Consider the following 16,325-nt stretch of genomic DNA (forward strand, 5'->3'; position numbering starts at 1 on the left):
TAATGCTCTCCCTGCTGGTCATCGGCTTGCCCCCTCGGCCCCTTGGGCATCCGCCAGGTGTACACCGCCCTGCCCTACCAGCAGCAGGCCACCGTTGGCCAGGCCGCTGACGCCGGCCAGGGCGATACGGTCGGCACGGTTGTACACGCTGAAGGTCTGGCCGCCATCGGTGCTGCGCAGCACGCTGCCGCCGTTGCCGACCAGCACCAAGGTGCCATCATCGAGAAGCGTAGCGCTTGCCAGGCCGAATTCGAGGTTGCCGCGCGCGGCCTTGAGTTCGATCGGCTGCCAGCTGTCACCAAAATCGGTGGAACGGAACAGGTTGCCGCGCAGGCCGTAGGCCAGCAGGGTGTGCGGCTGAGCGGTGCCAATCACGCCGAACAGCGAGCCCTCGTACGGGCCTTCGACCTTGGCCCAGGTCTGGCCGTAGTCAGCGGAGCGGAACATGCCGCCCTGCTCGCCCACGATGAACAGGCCGGCATCACGCACTCGGGTAATGCCGTTCAGGTGAAGCTGGTCGGGGTTGTCCAGGCGCTCGGCCACGTCCTGCCAGTGCTGTCCGCCGTCGGTGGTTTCCAGCAAGGCGCCGTAGGCCCCCACGGCAAAGCCGTGCCGGGCGTCGAGGAAAGCGATATCGAGCAAGGGCGCTTCGCGGGCGAGGTCTTCAAACTGCTTGTTCCAGGTGGCCCCGCCGTCGCTGCTGGCGAGGATTTGCGAATCGTGGCCGACGGCCCAGCCGCGTTTGTCGTCGAGGAAGAACACGGCGGTGAGCAGTTGCCGGGTGGGCACGCGGGCCTGGGTCCAGGTGCTGCCCTGGTCGTCGGAGAACAGGATGTGACCCCGATCGCCCACCACCACCAGGCGTTTGCCGGCATGGGTGGCGCCGATCAACAGGCTTTGGCTAGCCTTGGCAGATTCGGTGGAGTATTCGTCGGCGGCGGCGGCCTGGACGCTGTCGGCCCACACCCCCAATGCCAGTGCCAGCACTGCGCTGGCTGCCCATGGCCAGGCACCGCGCCTGGCTGGCGCCTGTAGCTGTTCCCTCATGACTGCCCCCTGTTGTGTTCTTCTTGGTGGGTCAATGCACTGCAGGCACTGCGAAAAGCCTGATCTAGAGGCCTGCAATAGCTTGAGGGGATCGTAGCGGGGATGTTTGCGGGATTACAACGGGCGGGGTGTTATGTTTTGTTGTCGGCTTTGAACAGCTGGGGCCGCTGTGCGGCCCCAGGATCAACCAGGCTTACGCCAGGCTCTTGCTCACCACTTCATACACATCACTGGACAGCTCACCGGAAGCCAGAATCCGCTCTAGCTCACCCTTCATCAGGGCCTGACGCGCAGCGTCATACTTGCACCAGCGGGTCAGCGGTGCCAGTTGCCGCGAAGCAATCTGCGGGTTCAGTGCATTCAGCTCGATCACCAGGTCCGCCAGGAAGCGATACCCCGAGCCATCCGCCGCATGGAAGTTGACCAGGTTCTGCCCGGCAAAGGCACCCACCAGCGCACGGACCTTATTTGGGTTCTTCAGGGTGAACGCCGGGTGCTGCATCAGCGCCTTGACCCGCGCCAGCCCGCCCGGCAGCGCGCTGGCCGCCTGCACGCTGAACCACTGGTCCATGACCAGCGGGTTGTCCTTGAAGTGCTCGGCGAAGGTGTCCAGCGCCTTGGCGCGTTCGGCCTCGAACGGTGAGTTGACCAGCACCGCCAACGCCGTCAGGCGCTCGGTCATGTTGTCGCACTGGTCGAACTGCTCCAGGGTCGCTTCCAGCACTTGCGGCTTGCCACTCTGCATCAGGTACGACAGGGCGATGTTCTGCAGGCTGCGGCGTGCAAAGTGTTCGGCAGAGGCCACGTAAGCGGTGCTGCGCGATACTTCACGGTTGGCCTGGTAACGCGCCCACAGGGCGTCGAACAGCTGATCGGCGATCTGCTGGCGGGCGAACTCGCGGGCAGCGTGGATGGCGTCCACGTCGGCGACCTGGCTGATCTCGGTAAGGTACGCCTCACCCGGCAGCGAAAGCATTTCGGCCACCATGGCCGGGTCCAGCGCTTCGTTGCCCAACACGGTGCCCAGGGCGGTGATCAGTCGCTGGTCGAGCTTGAGCGCTTCACCACGCTGGTGCTGGCCAATCAGCTCTTGCAGCACCTGCACCGACAGCTGCTGGCCCGCCTCCCAGCGGTTGAAGCCGTCGCTGTCGTGCTGCATCAGGAACATCAACTGGTCGCGGTCATACGGGAAGCTCAGCTTCACCGGGGCGCTGAAGCCACGCAGCAGCGAGGGCAGCGGCTTGGCCGGAATGCCCTGGAAGGTGAAGGTTTGCTCGGCCTCGATCACCGACAGCACACGGCTGGTACCGCCAGCAGCCGCTTCACCGACAAGGCGCAGCGGCAGGTCATTGCCTTCGGCGTCCAACAGGCCCAGCTCCACCGGGATCACGAACGGCAGTTTTTCGGCCTTGTCCGGGGTTTGCGGGCAGCTCTGGCGGAAGGTCAGGCTGTAGGTCTGCGCAGCAGCGTCATAGGCTTCACTGACCTCCAGGCGAGGAGTGCCGGCCTGGCTGTACCAACGCTTGAACTGGGTGAAGTCGACACCATTGGCGTCTTCCATGGCCTTGATGAAGTCGTCGGTGGTCACCGCCTGGCCATCATGGCGTTCGAAGTACAGGTCGCTGCCCTTGCGGAAACCTTCGGCGCCCAGCAGGGTGCGGACCATGCGCACGACTTCGGCGCCCTTCTCGTACACGGTCAGGGTGTAGAAGTTGGAGATTTCGATGAAGCTGTCCGGGCGCACCGGGTGGGCCATGGGACCGGCGTCTTCGGCGAACTGGTGGGTACGCAGGTAGGCGACGTCTTCGATACGCTTGACCGTGCGCGAGTTCATGTCGGCACTGAACTCGGCATCGCGGAACACCGTGAAGCCTTCTTTGAGCGACAGCTGGAACCAGTCACGGCAGGTGACGCGGTTGCCCGACCAGTTGTGGAAGTACTCGTGGGCGACCACGCCTTCGACGCGCTGGTGCGCGGCATCGGTGGCGGTTTCGGCACGGGCCAGCACACAGCTGGAGTTGAAGATGTTCAGGCCCTTGTTTTCCATGGCGCCCATGTTGAAGTCGTTGACCGCAACAATCATGAAGATGTCCAGGTCGTACTCGCGGCCATAGACTTCTTCGTCCCAGCGCATGGACTTTTTCAGGCTGACCATGGCGTGGTCGCACTTGTCGATGTTCTCGGGCTCGACGTAGATGCGCAGGGTCACGTCCCGGCCAGACTGGCGGGTGAAGGTGTCCTCGACGCACCACAGGTCACCGGCTACCAGCGCGAACAGGTAGGCAGGCTTCATGAACGGGTCTTCCCAGGTCGCCCAGTGGCGGCCATCTTCTGCCGGCCCGCTGCCGATCGGGTTACCGTTGGACAACAGCACCGGGTAACGATGCTGCTCGGCGATCACCGTGGTGGTGAAGGTGCTCATGACGTCCGGGCGGTCGAGGTAGTAGGTGATCTTGCGGAAGCCCTCGGCCTCGCACTGGGTGCAGAACATCTTGCCCGACTTGTACAGGCCTTCCAGCGCGGTGTTGCTTTCGGGGTGGATCTTCACCGTGGTGTCGAGGGTGAAGCGCTCGGCCTTGGGGTGCACGGTCAGGCTGTCGACGTCCAGCTGATAGTCAGCCGCGTGCAGTTCCTGGTCATCCAGCGAAGCGCGCAGCAACTCCAGTTGCTGGCCATCAAGCACCAGTGGCGGCAGCCCGGCACCACGCGCCGGGTTGCGGCGCATCACCAGTTGCGCGTGAACCAGGGTGTGGTCCTCGAACAGCTCGAAGGTCAGGTGCGTCTCGTCGATCAGGTACTCGGGCGCCTGGTAATCCTTCAGGTAGATCACTTGCGGTTGTTCGGTACGCATGTAGAGGTCCTTTTACTGGAGCACGGCCAGCTGGTAGGCCGTGTACTTGCGAATATTGATCACACCGGTATCGAAGATCAGGTACTGGCCCTTGATGCCCAGCAGCGTGCCTTCGGCCACCGGGTCTTTGTCGAGGTTGAAGCTGACGATCTTTTTCGGGTAGGCCTCGACCGGGTAGTTCATCTGCACCACTTCGGCGTCGGGTAGCGACTGAATCGCCTGCAAGCCGAAACGCGCTTGCAGCTCACTCAAACCGTCGGCACAGGCATCGAAAATCTGGTCCCGAATGGCCGGCAGGTCGAGCACTTCGGCATCGCCCTTGAGCAGCGCACGCCAGTTGGTGCGGTCCGGCACCTGGCTGCGCAGCACGTCTTCGACCAGGCCGGATTGCTGGCGGGTGGCCACGCGCATGATCGGCAGGGCCTGGCTGGCACCCTGGTCGAGCCAGCGGGTGGGCAACTGGGTGGCACGGGTGATGCCGACCTTGATCCCCGACGAGTTGGCCAGGTAGACCACGTGGTCGGTCATGCAGAACTGTTCGCCCCAGGACGGTTCGCGGCAGGTGCCGGCGTCGTAGTGGCATTTTTCCGGGGCCATGATGCACACGTCACACTGGGCCAGCTTGGTCATGCACGGGTAGCAGTAACCCTGGCTGAAGCTGGTCTTGGTGCGCTTGCCGCAATGGCTGCAATGAATGGCGCCGAGGTATTCCAGGCGCAGGCGCTGGCCGATCAACGGGTTGACCGCCACCTGCGTGTCATCCAGGCGGAAGCTGTATTGCACCACCGGTGCCTGCAGGCTTACCGCCATTTTGCTCAACGAGCCACGAGCGAGTTCGATCAATGTACCGAGTCCGACTTGAACAGAATGTTGGGGATCGGCGCGGACTTGGACGCACACTCCTGCGGGCCCATGTAGCCGGTGCGCTGGTCTTCAGGCAGGTTCTTGATCTCCCAGGCGATAACGGCCTGCAGCGACAGCTCTTTCTGCTCGGCAGTGAGCTTGCGGCCATCCGACCATTTGCCGATTTCCACGGCCAGTTTCAGGCTTTCGTAGATTTCCGGGGTAATGTTTTCGATCATTTGCGCGAAAGTGGACATAGTGTCTCCTGATTCAAGCCGACAGTTTACGCCGGGCCAGCGCCCCACCCAAGAGCCCGGTCAGGCATCCGATGAGCAGCCCGCCCACGTGGGCGGCGTTGGCGATCTGGCCAAGGCCAAGGGTGCCGACCACGCCGGTAAGGCATACCACCAGCCAGATCAGCATCATCACCAGCACGCCCTTGGGTAGGTTGAAGTAACGGTTTGGCGCCAGCCACTGGAACAGCCACACATGCCCGAGCAGGCCATACAGCACGCCGGACAGGCCGCCGAACAGGCTCGGCCCGCTGGTGTAGTGCTGGGCCAGGTTGGACACCAGGCTGAACAGCAGGGTCAGGCCCAGCAACATCCACGGGCCCTGGCGCAGTTCGATGCGTTTGCCCAGCTCCCAGTACCACAGGCTGTTCATGGCCAGGTGCAGCACGCCGAAGTGCAGCAGCATGGGCGAGACCAGGCGCCACCACTGGCCTGCGTCCAGGGTTTGCGCCAGCGGGCTGAAGTACAGGTAATCGCCCTGAACGCGGAAGTCGAGGAAGGTGAACCAGCTGATGGTCGTGAAGTTGTCGCCCAGGCTGGTCAGGCCGGCGACGATGAAGCACAGCAGCAAGGTGATCGTCGTGACTTTGCAAGCTTTGGCCTGTTCCGTCAGGGAGGGCTGTGGTGGGGCATTCGCGGCGGTTCGGCGCCCCGACAAGCCCGCTCCCACAGGTTCCTCTGCTGCCTGGATGTCGGCGTTGCCATCCGGGTAGCGCTGGTAGAGTTGCAGCACGTCTTCGGCGAGGGTGTCGGGGGCCCAGAGCACCTGGGCATCACCCTCCTCGCTCACCCGATGCGGCACCTGCAGGCGCTGCAACAGGTGGACGAAGCCGCTGAGGTCGACCGACAGCGGCAGGCGCATCACTTCGATAATGTTCATTGGTTGGCCTGTGGGCGGTCGACGTCGACCCAGACGAACTTGTGCGGGTCGATGCGGGTTTCATCATCCAGCCGGTAGGCGACCAGCTTGCCGTAGAGCACAGCGCTGTAGTCCAGGCAGGCCAGGTTGGCGCGGATTGGCGCCGGGCGGCCGCTGCGCCAGTAGTGGCCGACGAACAGCAGGGGCTCGTCTTCGTCGTAGCGCAACAAGGCGTTCTTCTGACTGTGGCTGAGCGGGGTGCTGGCCACCTCTTCGGGCAGGGCATCGGGCTGGAACACGATGTCACCGTAGGTTTGCGGGTCTTCCTCCCAGAACTTGGTGCGGAAGAAGGCGCGGGTCAGGCCATCGCCGCCCGTCAGGGTCAGGCCGTCCGGCAGGCGCATGTCGGTGCCGCGCAGCAGGCGGTTGCACACGGTAGCGGCAAAGCTGTTGCTCACCGCCGAGGCCTGGATGAAGTGTTCATCGATGCGCCCGTCGGGGTACTGCTGGTGCAACGGCTCGATCAGTCGCGGGTCCCAGCAGGCATGCACCAGGCGGAAGCGCCCGGCATCGACGAACAGTGGAAGCGCGTAGAACCAGTTGACGAAGTCGTGCCAGTCGCCGGGGTGGTGGGCGAACTGGGTGAGGGTTTCGTCGATCAGCCGTGCGTGGCGTGGCGTGTGCTCGCGTACATAAGCCTTGCCGCTGCCGGGCAGCGCCGGGGTCACCCAGCCCAGGGCGTTGTACTCGTGGTTGCCCATGATGCACAACGCCTGGCCGGCCTCGACCATGTCGTGGACGATATGCAGCGCCTCGCGGATGCGTGGCCCACGGTCGACGATATCGCCCAGGAACAGCGCCATGCGCCGCGGGTGGCGCCACACGCCGGCCACGCGCTTGTAACCGAGGGCGTCGAGCAGGCGTTCAAGGGTCAGCGCACAACCGTGCACGTCACCGATGATGTCGAAACTTCGCGCCGGATCGAACATCAGTCGTCCCTGCTCCCCAGGCGGCTGCCCCAACCGAGCTTGGTGCGGCAGACCTCGTAGTAGTTGTGGTCCAGCGGGTGGATCAGGCGCAGCTTCTGCGGCTTCTTGCTGACCGTGATGGTGTCGCCGGGGGCGCAGGTGAAGTGGTTCTGGCCGTCACAGGACACTTGTGGGTAGATCTGCAGGTCCTTCGACACCACGATCTTCAGCTCGCTGTTGCCATCGACCACGATCGGCCGGCCCGATAGGGTGTGCGGGTACATCGGCACGATGACGATGGCATCGAGCTTGGGGTGCATAATCGGGCCGCCGGCCGACAGCGCATAGGCGGTGGAGCCGGTGGGGGTGGCGACGATCAGGCCGTCGGCCTTCTGGCTGCAGACGAACTGACCGTCGATGTAGATCTCGAACTCGATCATGCGCGTGGACTTGCCCGGGTGCAGCACCACGTCGTTCAGCGCATCGCCCTGGCCAATGGCTTCGTGGTGGCGGCGCACTTCGGCCTGCAGCAGGAAGCGGTTTTCCACCAGGTAGTGGCCGTCGAGCACCTCGGCGACTTTGTCTTCCAGTTCGTCGGGGCGGATGTCGGTGAGAAAGCCCAGGTTGCCACGGTTGATGCCCAGCACCGGAATGTTGTGACGGGCCAGGGCGCGGGCAGCGCCCAGCAGGCTGCCGTCGCCGCCGACCACGATGACCAGATCGCAGACTTCGCCCAGCAGCTTGCGGGTGGAGGTTTGCAGGCCATGGCCGGGCAGCACTTCGGCGATGGTGTCCTCGAGGATCACGTGCAGGTGGCGCTCGAGGAGGAATTTTTTCAGTCGGCGAATGGTGTCGAGCACCTGCGAGCTGCCAAGGCGACCGATGATACCGATATTGCGAAATTGCTCCATGGGGCTCCTGCGAGGCTCTGCGGCGGGTGACGATGGGCCGATTATGGGCGAAACCACCGGGTAGCGGCAAACCGGCTATGCTCGCTGGATGATGCCATTCGCCCTGCTCCACGACCTGCCCCGGCAATTGCGCCGCCCTGCCGTGCGCGACCTGGCCTGGGCCATGCTGTCGCCGCCCCTGCTCAGCGCCCCGCCCTGCCCCCAGCGCCACCCGCTGGCGGGCAGCCTGTGGGCGCAGCAGCCGCAGCACCTTGAACAATGGTTGCGCGCGCTGGATGAAGATGACCGGCCATTGCAAGACTGGCTGGCGAAGCTGAGCAGCCGGCGGCTGGGGCATTACTACGAACGCCTGTGGCAATTCGCCCTGGCCCAGGCGCCGGGCATCGAGCTGCTGGCAGCCAACCTGGCGGTCCGAGATGCCGGGCGCACGCTGGGTGAACTGGATATGGTGTTGCGCGACCGTGACGGCGTGCACCACCTGGAACTGGCGATCAAGCTGTACCTGGGGCCGGAAGGCGCCGGGCACGACCCGCATGCCTGGCTGGGGCCTGGGTGCCATGACCGGCTGGGGAGCAAGCTTGCGCACCTGGCGGGGCATCAGCTGCCCATGTCGAACGGAGCGCACAGCCGCGAGCTGTTGACCGGGTTGGGGGTTGGCCAGGTGCAGGCCCATATTTGGCTGGGAGGCTATCTGTTCTACCCATGGCCGGGGCATGCCGAGCCACCGACGGGCGCCAACCCGCAACACTTGCGTGGGCGCTGGGTACGGAGGCGGGACTGGGTCATGGGTGAGGGTGAGTATTGGCAACCATTGCAGCGGCATGCCTGGTTGGCACCGGCGCGGGTCGAGGTAGGTGAGTGCTGGGCGGTGGAGCAGTTTGCCGCGTGGTTGCATGTGCTGGAGCGCCAGGCTCCGGCGCAGTTGCTGGTGAGGTTGGAGCCTGATGCAGATGGCGCCTGGCAGGAAATGGAGCGGGTGTTTCTGGTGGCTGAAAGTTGGCCATTTTCACCCGAAGATTAAAGTCGCCTGTTCCGGCCTCTTCGCGGGCAAGCCCGCGCCCACAGGTACTGCACAGCCTTTGAAATCTGCGCAGTACCTGTGAAGGGCCGGCACAGGCAACACAATTTTCACAGACCTAGCGCAAAGATTTGTTCCCGGTAGCCATTAAAGTGATACCTGAGCGCCAGCAAGAGCGCCATTCCGACCTGATGACGAGGACCGATCATGGTTTCATCCACCCCCGCGACCCACTACACTCGCCTGTCCATCGCCCTGCATTGGCTGATGCTGGTGCTGCTGGCCGCTGTCTACGCCCTTATCGAACTGCGCGGCCTGTTCCCTAAAGACAGCGTTGAACGCAACCTAATGAAAGACCTGCACTTCATGCTCGGGCTCAGCGTGTTCGTGCTGGTCTGGCTGCGCCTGGCCGTGCGCCTGAGCCGCCCGACCCCGCCGATCGTACCCAAGCCGCCGGCCTGGCAAACCGGACTTGCGCACCTGATGCACCTGGCGCTGTACTTGCTGATGATCGGCCTGCCGCTGGCCGGCTGGCTGATCCTCAGCGCCGCCGACAAACCGGTACCGTTCTTCGGCCTGGAACTGCCACACCTGATCGGCCCGGACCCGGACCAGGCCAAGTTCATCAAGGGCTGGCATGAACGGGTTGGCAGCTGGGGTTACTGGCTGATCGGCCTGCACGCGCTGGCCGGGCTGTACCACCACTATGTGCAGCGGGACAACACGCTGCTGCGCATGCTGCCGTACAAGTAACCGCGCCGGCCCTGCAGGCCACCGGTGTGCACGACGATCAGGCGGGTGCCGGGCGCGAACAGCCCAGCCCTGACCTGCTCACGCAAGGCCAGCAGGGCCTTGCCGGTGTACAGGGCTTCGAACGGTACGCCGCTGCATTGCTCGCACTCGGCGATAAAGGCCAGCAGGTCATCGTCGAACGTGCCGAAGCCGCCACGGCAGGCGTCGTGAAGCTGGTAGCCGTGGCCGCCGGCCAAGGCTGCCATTGTCGCGGGTACACCGTGGTCCCGGGGTACGGCCAATGCGCCATGTACGGCATGCGCGCCCCCCTCGGCCAGTACCAGGCCGGCCAACGTGGTACCGGTGCCAGCGGCCAGCCACCAGGCGTCGTAATCCGACCAGCCAAGTAGCGCGATTTGTGAGCGCGCCTGCTCCATGATCAGGGCACATCCTTGTGCGCCGGCCAGCCCGCCGCCGCCTTCCGGGATGCAGTGCCAGCCGGGATAGCGGGCCTGCCACGGGGTCCAGAAGTCTGGTTCGTTGCGCGCGCGGTAGCCACCATAGCCCAGCCAGTGCAGTTCCATGCCCAATGCCTGAAGGTCACGCACAGTGGGTGTGTCCTGGGCGTGCCCCCGTAGCAGGCCGGCGGTGGCGAAGCCGAAGCGCTTGCCGGCGGCGGCCAGGGCGTGCAGGTGATTGGAATGGTTGCCACCCAGGCTGATAAGACCCGGGGCTTTGCTGGTTCGCGCTTGCTGCAGGTGATGGCGCAGCTTGAACCACTTGTTGCCGCTGATCAGTGGGTCGATCAGGTCCAGGCGCAGGATGGCGGCTTCGACATTGGCTTGTTGCAGCCAAGGCAGGCTCAGAGGATGTAGGGGGGCTTGGGGGAGGTCTAAAAGCATCGTGCGAGTTTATCAGTGAAATCCTGGGGCCGCTGTGCGGCCCCGGCAATTTCAGAGTTCAGCCGCTAATCTCGACCCCTGGTTGATTGCCCGCTTGGCATCCAACTCAGCCGCTACATCCGCACCACCAATCAGGTGCACCGACTGCCCCGCCGCCACCAGCCCGTCCTGCAACTCGCGAAGCGGATCCTGCCCGGCACAGATCACCACGTTGTCCACCGGCAACACCTGCGGCTCGCCATCCGCCACACGAATGTGCAGGCCGGCATCGTCGATACCCAGGTACTCGACACTGTTCAGCATCTGCACCTGCTTGTTCTTCAGCCCGGTGCGGTGAATCCAGCCGGTGGTCTTGCCCAGGCCATCACCCACCTTGGACTTCTTGCGCTGCAACAGGTACACCTGCCGCGCCGGGGCATGCGGCTCGGCCTTGACTCCCGCCACGCCACCGCGTGCTTCCAGGTGGGTATCGATGCCCCATTCTTTCCAGAACGCCTCACGGTCCTGGCTGGTGGCCACGCCCTGATGCACCAGGTACTCGGACACATCGAAGCCGATGCCACCCGCGCCAATCACCGCAACCGATTGGCCCACCGGCTTGCGCTCAAGCAGTACGTCAAGATAGCTGAGCACCTTGGCATGTTCGACACCGGGAATGGCCGGGATACGTGGGGCAATACCGGTGGCCAGGATGATGTCATCGTAGCCGCCACTCACCAGCGCCTGTACATCGACACGGGTATTCAGGCGCAAGTCCACGCCCGTGCTTTTCACCTTGTTGCGGAAGTAGCGCAGGGTTTCAACGAACTCCTCCTTGCCCGGCACCCGCTTGGCGACGTTGAACTGCCCGCCAATCTCGCTGGCAGCGTCGAACAGGGTGACCGAATGGCCACGCTCAGCCGCCACGGTGGCCGCTGCCAGGCCCGCCGGGCCGGCCCCCACCACGGCAATGCGCTTCACGTCCCGTACAGGCAGGTAATTGAGCTCGGTTTCGTGGCAAGCACGGGGGTTGACCAGGCAACTGGTCAGCTTGCCACCGAAGGTGTGGTCCAGGCAGGCCTGGTTGCAGCCGATGCAGGTGTTGATCTCGTCGGCACGCCCGGCTGCCGCCTTGTTGACGAAATCCGGGTCGGCCAGGAATGGCCGGGCCATCGAGACCATGTCGGCATCGCCCTCGGCCAATACGGCCTCGGCCACCTCCGGGGTATTGATACGGTTGGTGGTGATCAGCGGAATGCTCACCGCGCCACGCAGCTTGGCGGTGACCTTGCTGAAGGCTGCACGCGGCACTTTGGTGGCGATGGTCGGGATACGCGCTTCGTGCCAGCCGATGCCGGTGTTGATCAAGGTCGCGCCAGCCTGCTCGATGGCCTTGGCCAATAGCTCGATCTCGTCCCAGGTGCTGCCACCTTCCACCAGGTCGAGCATCGACAGGCGGAAGATGATGATGAAGTTCGGCCCTACCGCACCACGCACCCGGCTGACGATGTCCACCGCCAGGCGCATACGGTTTTCATAACTACCGCCCCAACGGTCGGTACGGTGGTTGGTATGGGCAGCAAGGAACTGGTTGATGAAGTAGCCTTCCGAGCCCATGATCTCGACGCCGTCGTAACCGGCACGCTGGGCCAGCACCGCGCAGTTGACGAAGTCAGCGATCTGCTTCTCGATGCCCGCCTCATCCAGCGCTTTGGGCTTGAACGGGTTGATCGGCGCCTGGATCGCACTGGGTGCCACTTGCCGTGGGCTGTAGGCATAGCGCCCGGCATGCAGGATCTGCAGGCAGATCTTGCCACCCGCGGCATGTACGGCTTCGGTGACGATACGGTGCTTGTCGGCCTCCTCCTCGGTGCTGAGCTTGGCCGCACCGGAATACACCCCGCCTTCATCGTTGGGCGCGATGCCACCCGTTACCATCAGGCCAACGCCACCACGGGCGCGCTCAGCAAAGTACGCCGCCATTCGCTCGAAACCGCCGGGGCGCTCTTCGAGGCCGGTGTGCATCGAGCCCATCAGGGTGCGGTTGCGCAAGGTGGTGAAGCCCAGGTCCAGCGGGGCAAGCAGGTGCGGGTAGCGGTCGGCGGCCATGAAAAGGTCCCCTGGTGTCGTGATCACGGTATGCAGGCACCTCACCGGTCAGCGGGGCCTGTCGTTTGTCTGTCAGCGACATTAAACAGCCGTTTGAATTGGCTCAATGATCGAAACTGACAAGTTATTGATCCTGGCATACTGCGGGACTACCCTAGAGAACCCTCGCAACCAAGGCGCAGCCCTGCTTCATGCGAAAACTCCTGGCAAGCGCCTTGGCGCTGGTGATGATCGCCGCCCTCTTTGGTTATGGCTTCTGGACCCAACAGCGTCCGGAAGGCCACTACCTGTCCGACCTGCGCATCGAGCTGGCACTGAACCACGGCGTGCCAGGCGAACACGGCAACCTGCTGGGCGTCGAGCCGCTGCTGTACCCGGGTGACTACCAGAACCTGCAGCGCCTGCACCGCAAGCTCGCGGCTTACCTTGAGCAGGCTCGCGCACAAGGACTGATAAGCCCGCGCACGGTGGTGGTGCTGCCGGAGCACATCGGCACCTGGCTATGGGCGCGCGGTGAGAAAAACGAACTGTATCAGGTGACCCAGAGCCGCGAGGCCCTGCAATGGCTGGAGCTGAGCAACCCGCTGCGCTACGGCCTGGCCATGCTCGGCGCCGACGGCGATGACCGGCGCGCCGATGCGCACCTGCGCATGAAGGCCGAGCAAATGGCCGCAGACTATCAGCAGTTGTTCGGCGGCCTGGCCAAGGAATTCGGCGTTACCCTGGTGGCCGGCTCCATCGTGCTGCCTGCGCCTTACGTGAAACAGGGCGTGCTGCACGCCGGTAGTGGCCCGCTGTTCAATAGCAGCATGGTGTTTGCTGGCGATGGCTCGCTACTGGGCGAGCCACAACACCAGCAGTTCCCTGACAGCGAAATGCGCCGCTACGTCCACAATGGGCGCAAGCACCCGTTGCAGGTCGTGCAAACGCCTGCCGGGCGACTGGGTGTCCTGATAGGCAGTGACAGCTGGTACCCGGAAAACCATCGGCAACTGGCACAACAAGCGGTACAACTGGTCGCCAACCCGGTGTTTCTCAGCGGCAAGAGCAGCTGGGAAGCGCCATGGCGTGGCAACCGCCACCAGCACGCCACCGCCGGACTGCCCCTGCAGCGCGGCGAAGTTAGCGAACAGACCGCCTGGCAACGCCTGACCGAGGCGGCCGGGGCCAGTGTCAGCAGCATGAGCGTGTTCATGCGTGGGCAGTTCTGGGAGCAAGGCAGTGATGGCCAAGGCTTCGCCCACCAGGCGGGTGCGTTGCTGGTGGGCACCCCAAGCCCGGGTGCCCGCCTGCTGAACCTGTGGCTGTAACACCATGGCCCGCCCCCGCGTGCGCCTGGGCGACCTGTCGGTTGGCTTTGTTCAACCGCTGAGCGAGGCCCTGCGCGAACTTGGCCACGCCCCCGAACCGCTGCTGCTGCGCTATGGCCTGGATGGGCCGCGCCTGGCTGAAGCCGGCGCGCGCTTGTCGATCCCCCGCTACATGCACCTTGGCCACGCCGCCATCGAACTGTGCGGCGAGCCCGCCCTGGGCCTGCACATGGGGCGCCTGAGCCGCCTGGCTCATGCCGGCCTGGCCGGGGTCACCGCCGCCCAGGCCCCTACCCTTGGCGAGGCGGCGCGCACCCTGCTGCACTTCGAACCGCTGTACGCGGCCAACTACCGTGGCCACTCCAGCTTTCACGAAGACGCCCAGGGCGCCTGGCTGCGCTTCTACTCCATCAGCCCCTATAACGCCTTCAACCGCTTCGTGGTCGACTCGCTGCTCGCGGGTTGGCTAGCCCAGCTAGCCGACCTTGCAGGCACTCCGGTGCAGGCCGAACGCCTGGACATCGAATTTGCCGCACCCGCGTATGCCGCGCGCTACCAACCGCTTTGCAGCACACCCGTGCAGTTCGCCGCCGACGGCAACCGCCTGCGCCTGAGCCGCGCCACACTGCAACTGGCCAACCCCAGGCATTGCCCGAGCACTTGGCAGCACCTGTTGCAGCTGTGTGAGGCCGAAATGCTGCAGCGCACGCGGGTGCGCAGCCTGGGTGAGCGCATCACCCACCTGCTGGGCCCGCTGCTCAATGGCGGCCGAGAGCCCGACCTGGAAGAAGTGGCGCTGCACCTGCAGTTGCCAACCTGGACACTGCGCCGCAAGCTGGCCGAGGAAGGCACACGCTTTCGCGACTTGCTCAATGAAACACGGCGCGACCTGGCCGAGACCTATATCCGCGATACAGCGCTGGCCTTTGGCGAGATTGCCTATCTGTTGGGGTTTGCATCGGCCGAGGCCTTCCAGCGCGCGTTCAAGCGCTGGACGGGCCTTACACCGGGAGAGTTCCGCCGCAGCCAGCGGCGGGTGAGCTAAAGCTCGGTGGCGTCGTCAGCCGGTTCCGGGGTGTCCAGTTCGTAAGCCTGGGTTTCGAGTAGTTCTTCCTGGTATTCATCCATAGCCCTGCGTCCTCTTTACTCATTTGTCTTCGTCGTTGTCACCTTCAACCTAAGCAGGTGGGATGAAGGAATGATGACAAGCGTATGAGTGGTAAACGTAGCAGGTGTTCAGGAAGTTATCGCAGCGCTTCTGTAACAGGGGATGTGTCTAACCTGTACCGGGCCTATCGCCGGTACAAGTGCCCATTAAAGAGAGGGTGACGCCGCTTCGGCAGGCTGCGCATCCTGCTGCACCTGAATCGGCGCAGCCTCTACCGGCGGTGCCACCGGCTGCGAGCCCTGGCTGTCATTCACCGCTGGCGCTGCCACCGCTTCACTGGCCGGGGCAACGGCCGCAGGCGTGGGCACAGCCTCAGCCGCCGGTACGGGTGTCGGGGCAACAGGGTTAGCCGCTGCCTGCTCTGGCAACCCCAGGTCAACCGCCGGCTTTTCAACCTTGGGCGCTTCGGCCTTGGCCTTGCTCACCTTCTTCGGCTTGGGCAGGTAACTCTCCACCAGGGCGAAGTAGCGGTCATAGAACTGCGCGGCCGTTACCGTCTCGCTGGCCACTTTGACCATTGAATCGTCACTCGAGCCAATCGGCATCGACACCGAACCCAGCACGCCCACCCCCAGGCTGGCAGAGGTGTTGGATTTTTTCAGCGCATAACGGTCCTGCAGCGCGTTAGCGAACATGGTCGAGCGCTGCTCGTCGCTCACATCCGGTGCACAGGTAACGTTGAAGCTGATTTGCAGGTGGTTCTCGCTGTTCTGCTGGAAGCTTTTGTTGCCCACCACCTGGTTGGCGCCACTGCTGGTGATGATATACCCCTGGCTGAGCAAGGCACGCCGCGCGGCCTCGCAAGAGCCGGCATCGCTTACAGGGAAGCTGCGCGAGAAGGTACCCGAGTCGTCGAAGTTCTCGTGCTCGTAGATGGCGGCCTTTTTCGAGGAACAACCGGTCACGCCCGCCAGCACCAGGGCCAGCCCGAGCGCACCAAAGACGGAAGATCTGGTCATTGCGAATTCCGGGTATGTCGAGAAGGTGCCTATTGTGCAACACAGCAGGCAGGCACAGGAACCACTGGTCGGTGAAGAACCTGTCAGGTTGGTGTAAATGTGAGTAAAGGCCGGGAATGCTTGCCCGTAGAAACGAAAAAAGCGACCCAAAGGTCGCTTTTTTGTGCTTCAAGGCGTTCAAGGGGCCTTGAGGCGAAGATGGCGCAGCGGACGGGACTCGAACCCGCGACCCCCGGCGTGACAGGCCGGTATTCTAACCGACTGAACTACCGCTGCGTATCGTTCAGGCTTGCGCCCGATTGAAACCTGGGTCTACCCTTCCGGCGCATTGGCCTCAGGGCAGGCACAAAAAAAGCGATAACATGATCGCTTCTCT

14 protein-coding genes and 1 tRNA gene are annotated in these 16,325 nt (G+C 64.0%); 4 read left to right on the forward strand and 11 right to left on the reverse strand.

What is annotated here, in order from left to right; all coding sequences use genetic code 11:
* Positions 1 to 18: 18 nt before the first annotated feature.
* From ACF8MI_RS18995 to ACF8MI_RS19025, 7 genes are all read right to left on the reverse strand, one after another.
* Positions 19 to 1,047 (reverse strand): YCF48-related protein, encoded by a 1,029-nt coding sequence (locus ACF8MI_RS18995; protein ID WP_060498802.1) that lies wholly within the window; start codon positions 1,045 to 1,047, stop codon positions 19 to 21.
* 193 nt (positions 1,048 to 1,240) lie between these two features.
* A complete protein-coding gene (gene pepN, locus ACF8MI_RS19000) occupies positions 1,241 to 3,898 on the reverse strand; it encodes an aminopeptidase N (RefSeq protein WP_104835282.1) in 2,658 nt (885 codons plus the stop codon).
* A gap of 12 nt (positions 3,899 to 3,910) precedes the next feature.
* Entirely contained in the window at positions 3,911 to 4,741 is an 831-nt protein-coding gene (locus ACF8MI_RS19005; RefSeq protein ID WP_104835283.1) for a DUF2797 domain-containing protein, read from the reverse strand.
* The gene (locus tag ACF8MI_RS19010) at positions 4,738 to 4,998 is read right to left on the reverse strand and encodes a YeaC family protein (protein WP_016714809.1); all 261 of its coding nucleotides are present in this window, start codon (positions 4,996 to 4,998) and stop codon (positions 4,738 to 4,740) included. The genes ACF8MI_RS19005 and ACF8MI_RS19010 overlap by 4 nt, the downstream gene beginning before the upstream one ends.
* Before the next feature lie 13 nt (positions 4,999 to 5,011).
* Positions 5,012 to 5,914 carry a rhomboid family intramembrane serine protease gene (locus tag ACF8MI_RS19015; RefSeq protein WP_060498799.1) on the reverse strand — a complete coding sequence of 301 codons (903 nt, stop codon included), beginning with the start codon at positions 5,912 to 5,914 and terminating at the stop codon, positions 5,012 to 5,014.
* Positions 5,911 to 6,882: a metallophosphoesterase gene (locus ACF8MI_RS19020; protein WP_060498798.1), complete on the reverse strand. Its 972-nt coding sequence runs from the start codon at positions 6,880 to 6,882 to the stop codon at positions 5,911 to 5,913. Before ACF8MI_RS19020 ends, ACF8MI_RS19015 begins: the two co-directional genes overlap by 4 nt.
* Positions 6,882 to 7,772 carry an NAD(+) kinase gene (locus ACF8MI_RS19025; protein WP_060498797.1) on the reverse strand — a complete coding sequence of 297 codons (891 nt, stop codon included), beginning with the start codon at positions 7,770 to 7,772 and terminating at the stop codon, positions 6,882 to 6,884. Before ACF8MI_RS19025 ends, ACF8MI_RS19020 begins: the two co-directional genes overlap by 1 nt.
* 88 nt (positions 7,773 to 7,860) lie before the next feature.
* On the opposite strand from ACF8MI_RS19025, the gene ACF8MI_RS19030 reads away from it, so the two are divergent.
* Together ACF8MI_RS19030 and ACF8MI_RS19035 are read left to right on the forward strand one after the other, a co-directional pair.
* Positions 7,861 to 8,793: a DUF1853 family protein gene (locus tag ACF8MI_RS19030; protein ID WP_200929189.1), complete on the forward strand. Its 933-nt coding sequence runs from the start codon at positions 7,861 to 7,863 to the stop codon at positions 8,791 to 8,793.
* A 204-nt stretch (positions 8,794 to 8,997) separates the two neighbouring features.
* Positions 8,998 to 9,543: a cytochrome b gene (locus tag ACF8MI_RS19035; protein ID WP_200929188.1), complete on the forward strand. Its 546-nt coding sequence runs from the start codon at positions 8,998 to 9,000 to the stop codon at positions 9,541 to 9,543.
* Here the strand turns inward: ACF8MI_RS19035 and ACF8MI_RS19040 are convergent.
* Both ACF8MI_RS19040 and ACF8MI_RS19045 read right to left on the reverse strand, forming a co-directional pair.
* Positions 9,495 to 10,424 carry a 1-aminocyclopropane-1-carboxylate deaminase/D-cysteine desulfhydrase gene (locus tag ACF8MI_RS19040; protein WP_104835284.1) on the reverse strand — a complete coding sequence of 310 codons (930 nt, stop codon included), beginning with the start codon at positions 10,422 to 10,424 and terminating at the stop codon, positions 9,495 to 9,497. The two genes, ACF8MI_RS19035 and ACF8MI_RS19040, sit on opposite strands and share 49 nt — an antisense overlap.
* A gap of 51 nt (positions 10,425 to 10,475) precedes the next feature.
* Positions 10,476 to 12,512 (reverse strand): NADPH-dependent 2,4-dienoyl-CoA reductase, encoded by a 2,037-nt coding sequence (locus ACF8MI_RS19045; protein WP_200929187.1) that lies wholly within the window; start codon positions 12,510 to 12,512, stop codon positions 10,476 to 10,478.
* A 191-nt stretch (positions 12,513 to 12,703) separates the two neighbouring features.
* Between ACF8MI_RS19045 and ACF8MI_RS19050 the strand changes: the two genes are divergently transcribed.
* Together ACF8MI_RS19050 and ACF8MI_RS19055 are read left to right on the forward strand one after the other, a co-directional pair.
* The gene (locus tag ACF8MI_RS19050; protein ID WP_060498792.1) at positions 12,704 to 13,822 is read left to right on the forward strand and encodes a carbon-nitrogen hydrolase family protein; all 1,119 of its coding nucleotides are present in this window, start codon (positions 12,704 to 12,706) and stop codon (positions 13,820 to 13,822) included.
* Between the two features lie 4 nt (positions 13,823 to 13,826).
* A complete protein-coding gene (locus ACF8MI_RS19055) occupies positions 13,827 to 14,867 on the forward strand; it encodes an AraC family transcriptional regulator (protein WP_104835285.1) in 1,041 nt (346 codons plus the stop codon).
* Positions 14,868 to 15,136: 269 nt separating this feature from the next.
* Here ACF8MI_RS19055 and ACF8MI_RS19060 read toward each other — a convergent pair whose 3' ends face one another.
* Positions 15,137 to 15,949: a DUF2242 domain-containing protein gene (locus ACF8MI_RS19060; protein ID WP_060498790.1), complete on the reverse strand. Its 813-nt coding sequence runs from the start codon at positions 15,947 to 15,949 to the stop codon at positions 15,137 to 15,139.
* 199 nt (positions 15,950 to 16,148) lie between these two features.
* Positions 16,149 to 16,225: transfer RNA gene (locus ACF8MI_RS19065), tRNA-Asp, on the reverse strand.
* Positions 16,226 to 16,325 lie beyond the last annotated feature (100 nt).

Source organism: Pseudomonas sp. yb_9, assembly GCF_043103635.1.
Taxonomy (GTDB): Bacteria; Pseudomonadota; Gammaproteobacteria; order Pseudomonadales; family Pseudomonadaceae; genus Aquipseudomonas; species Aquipseudomonas monteilii.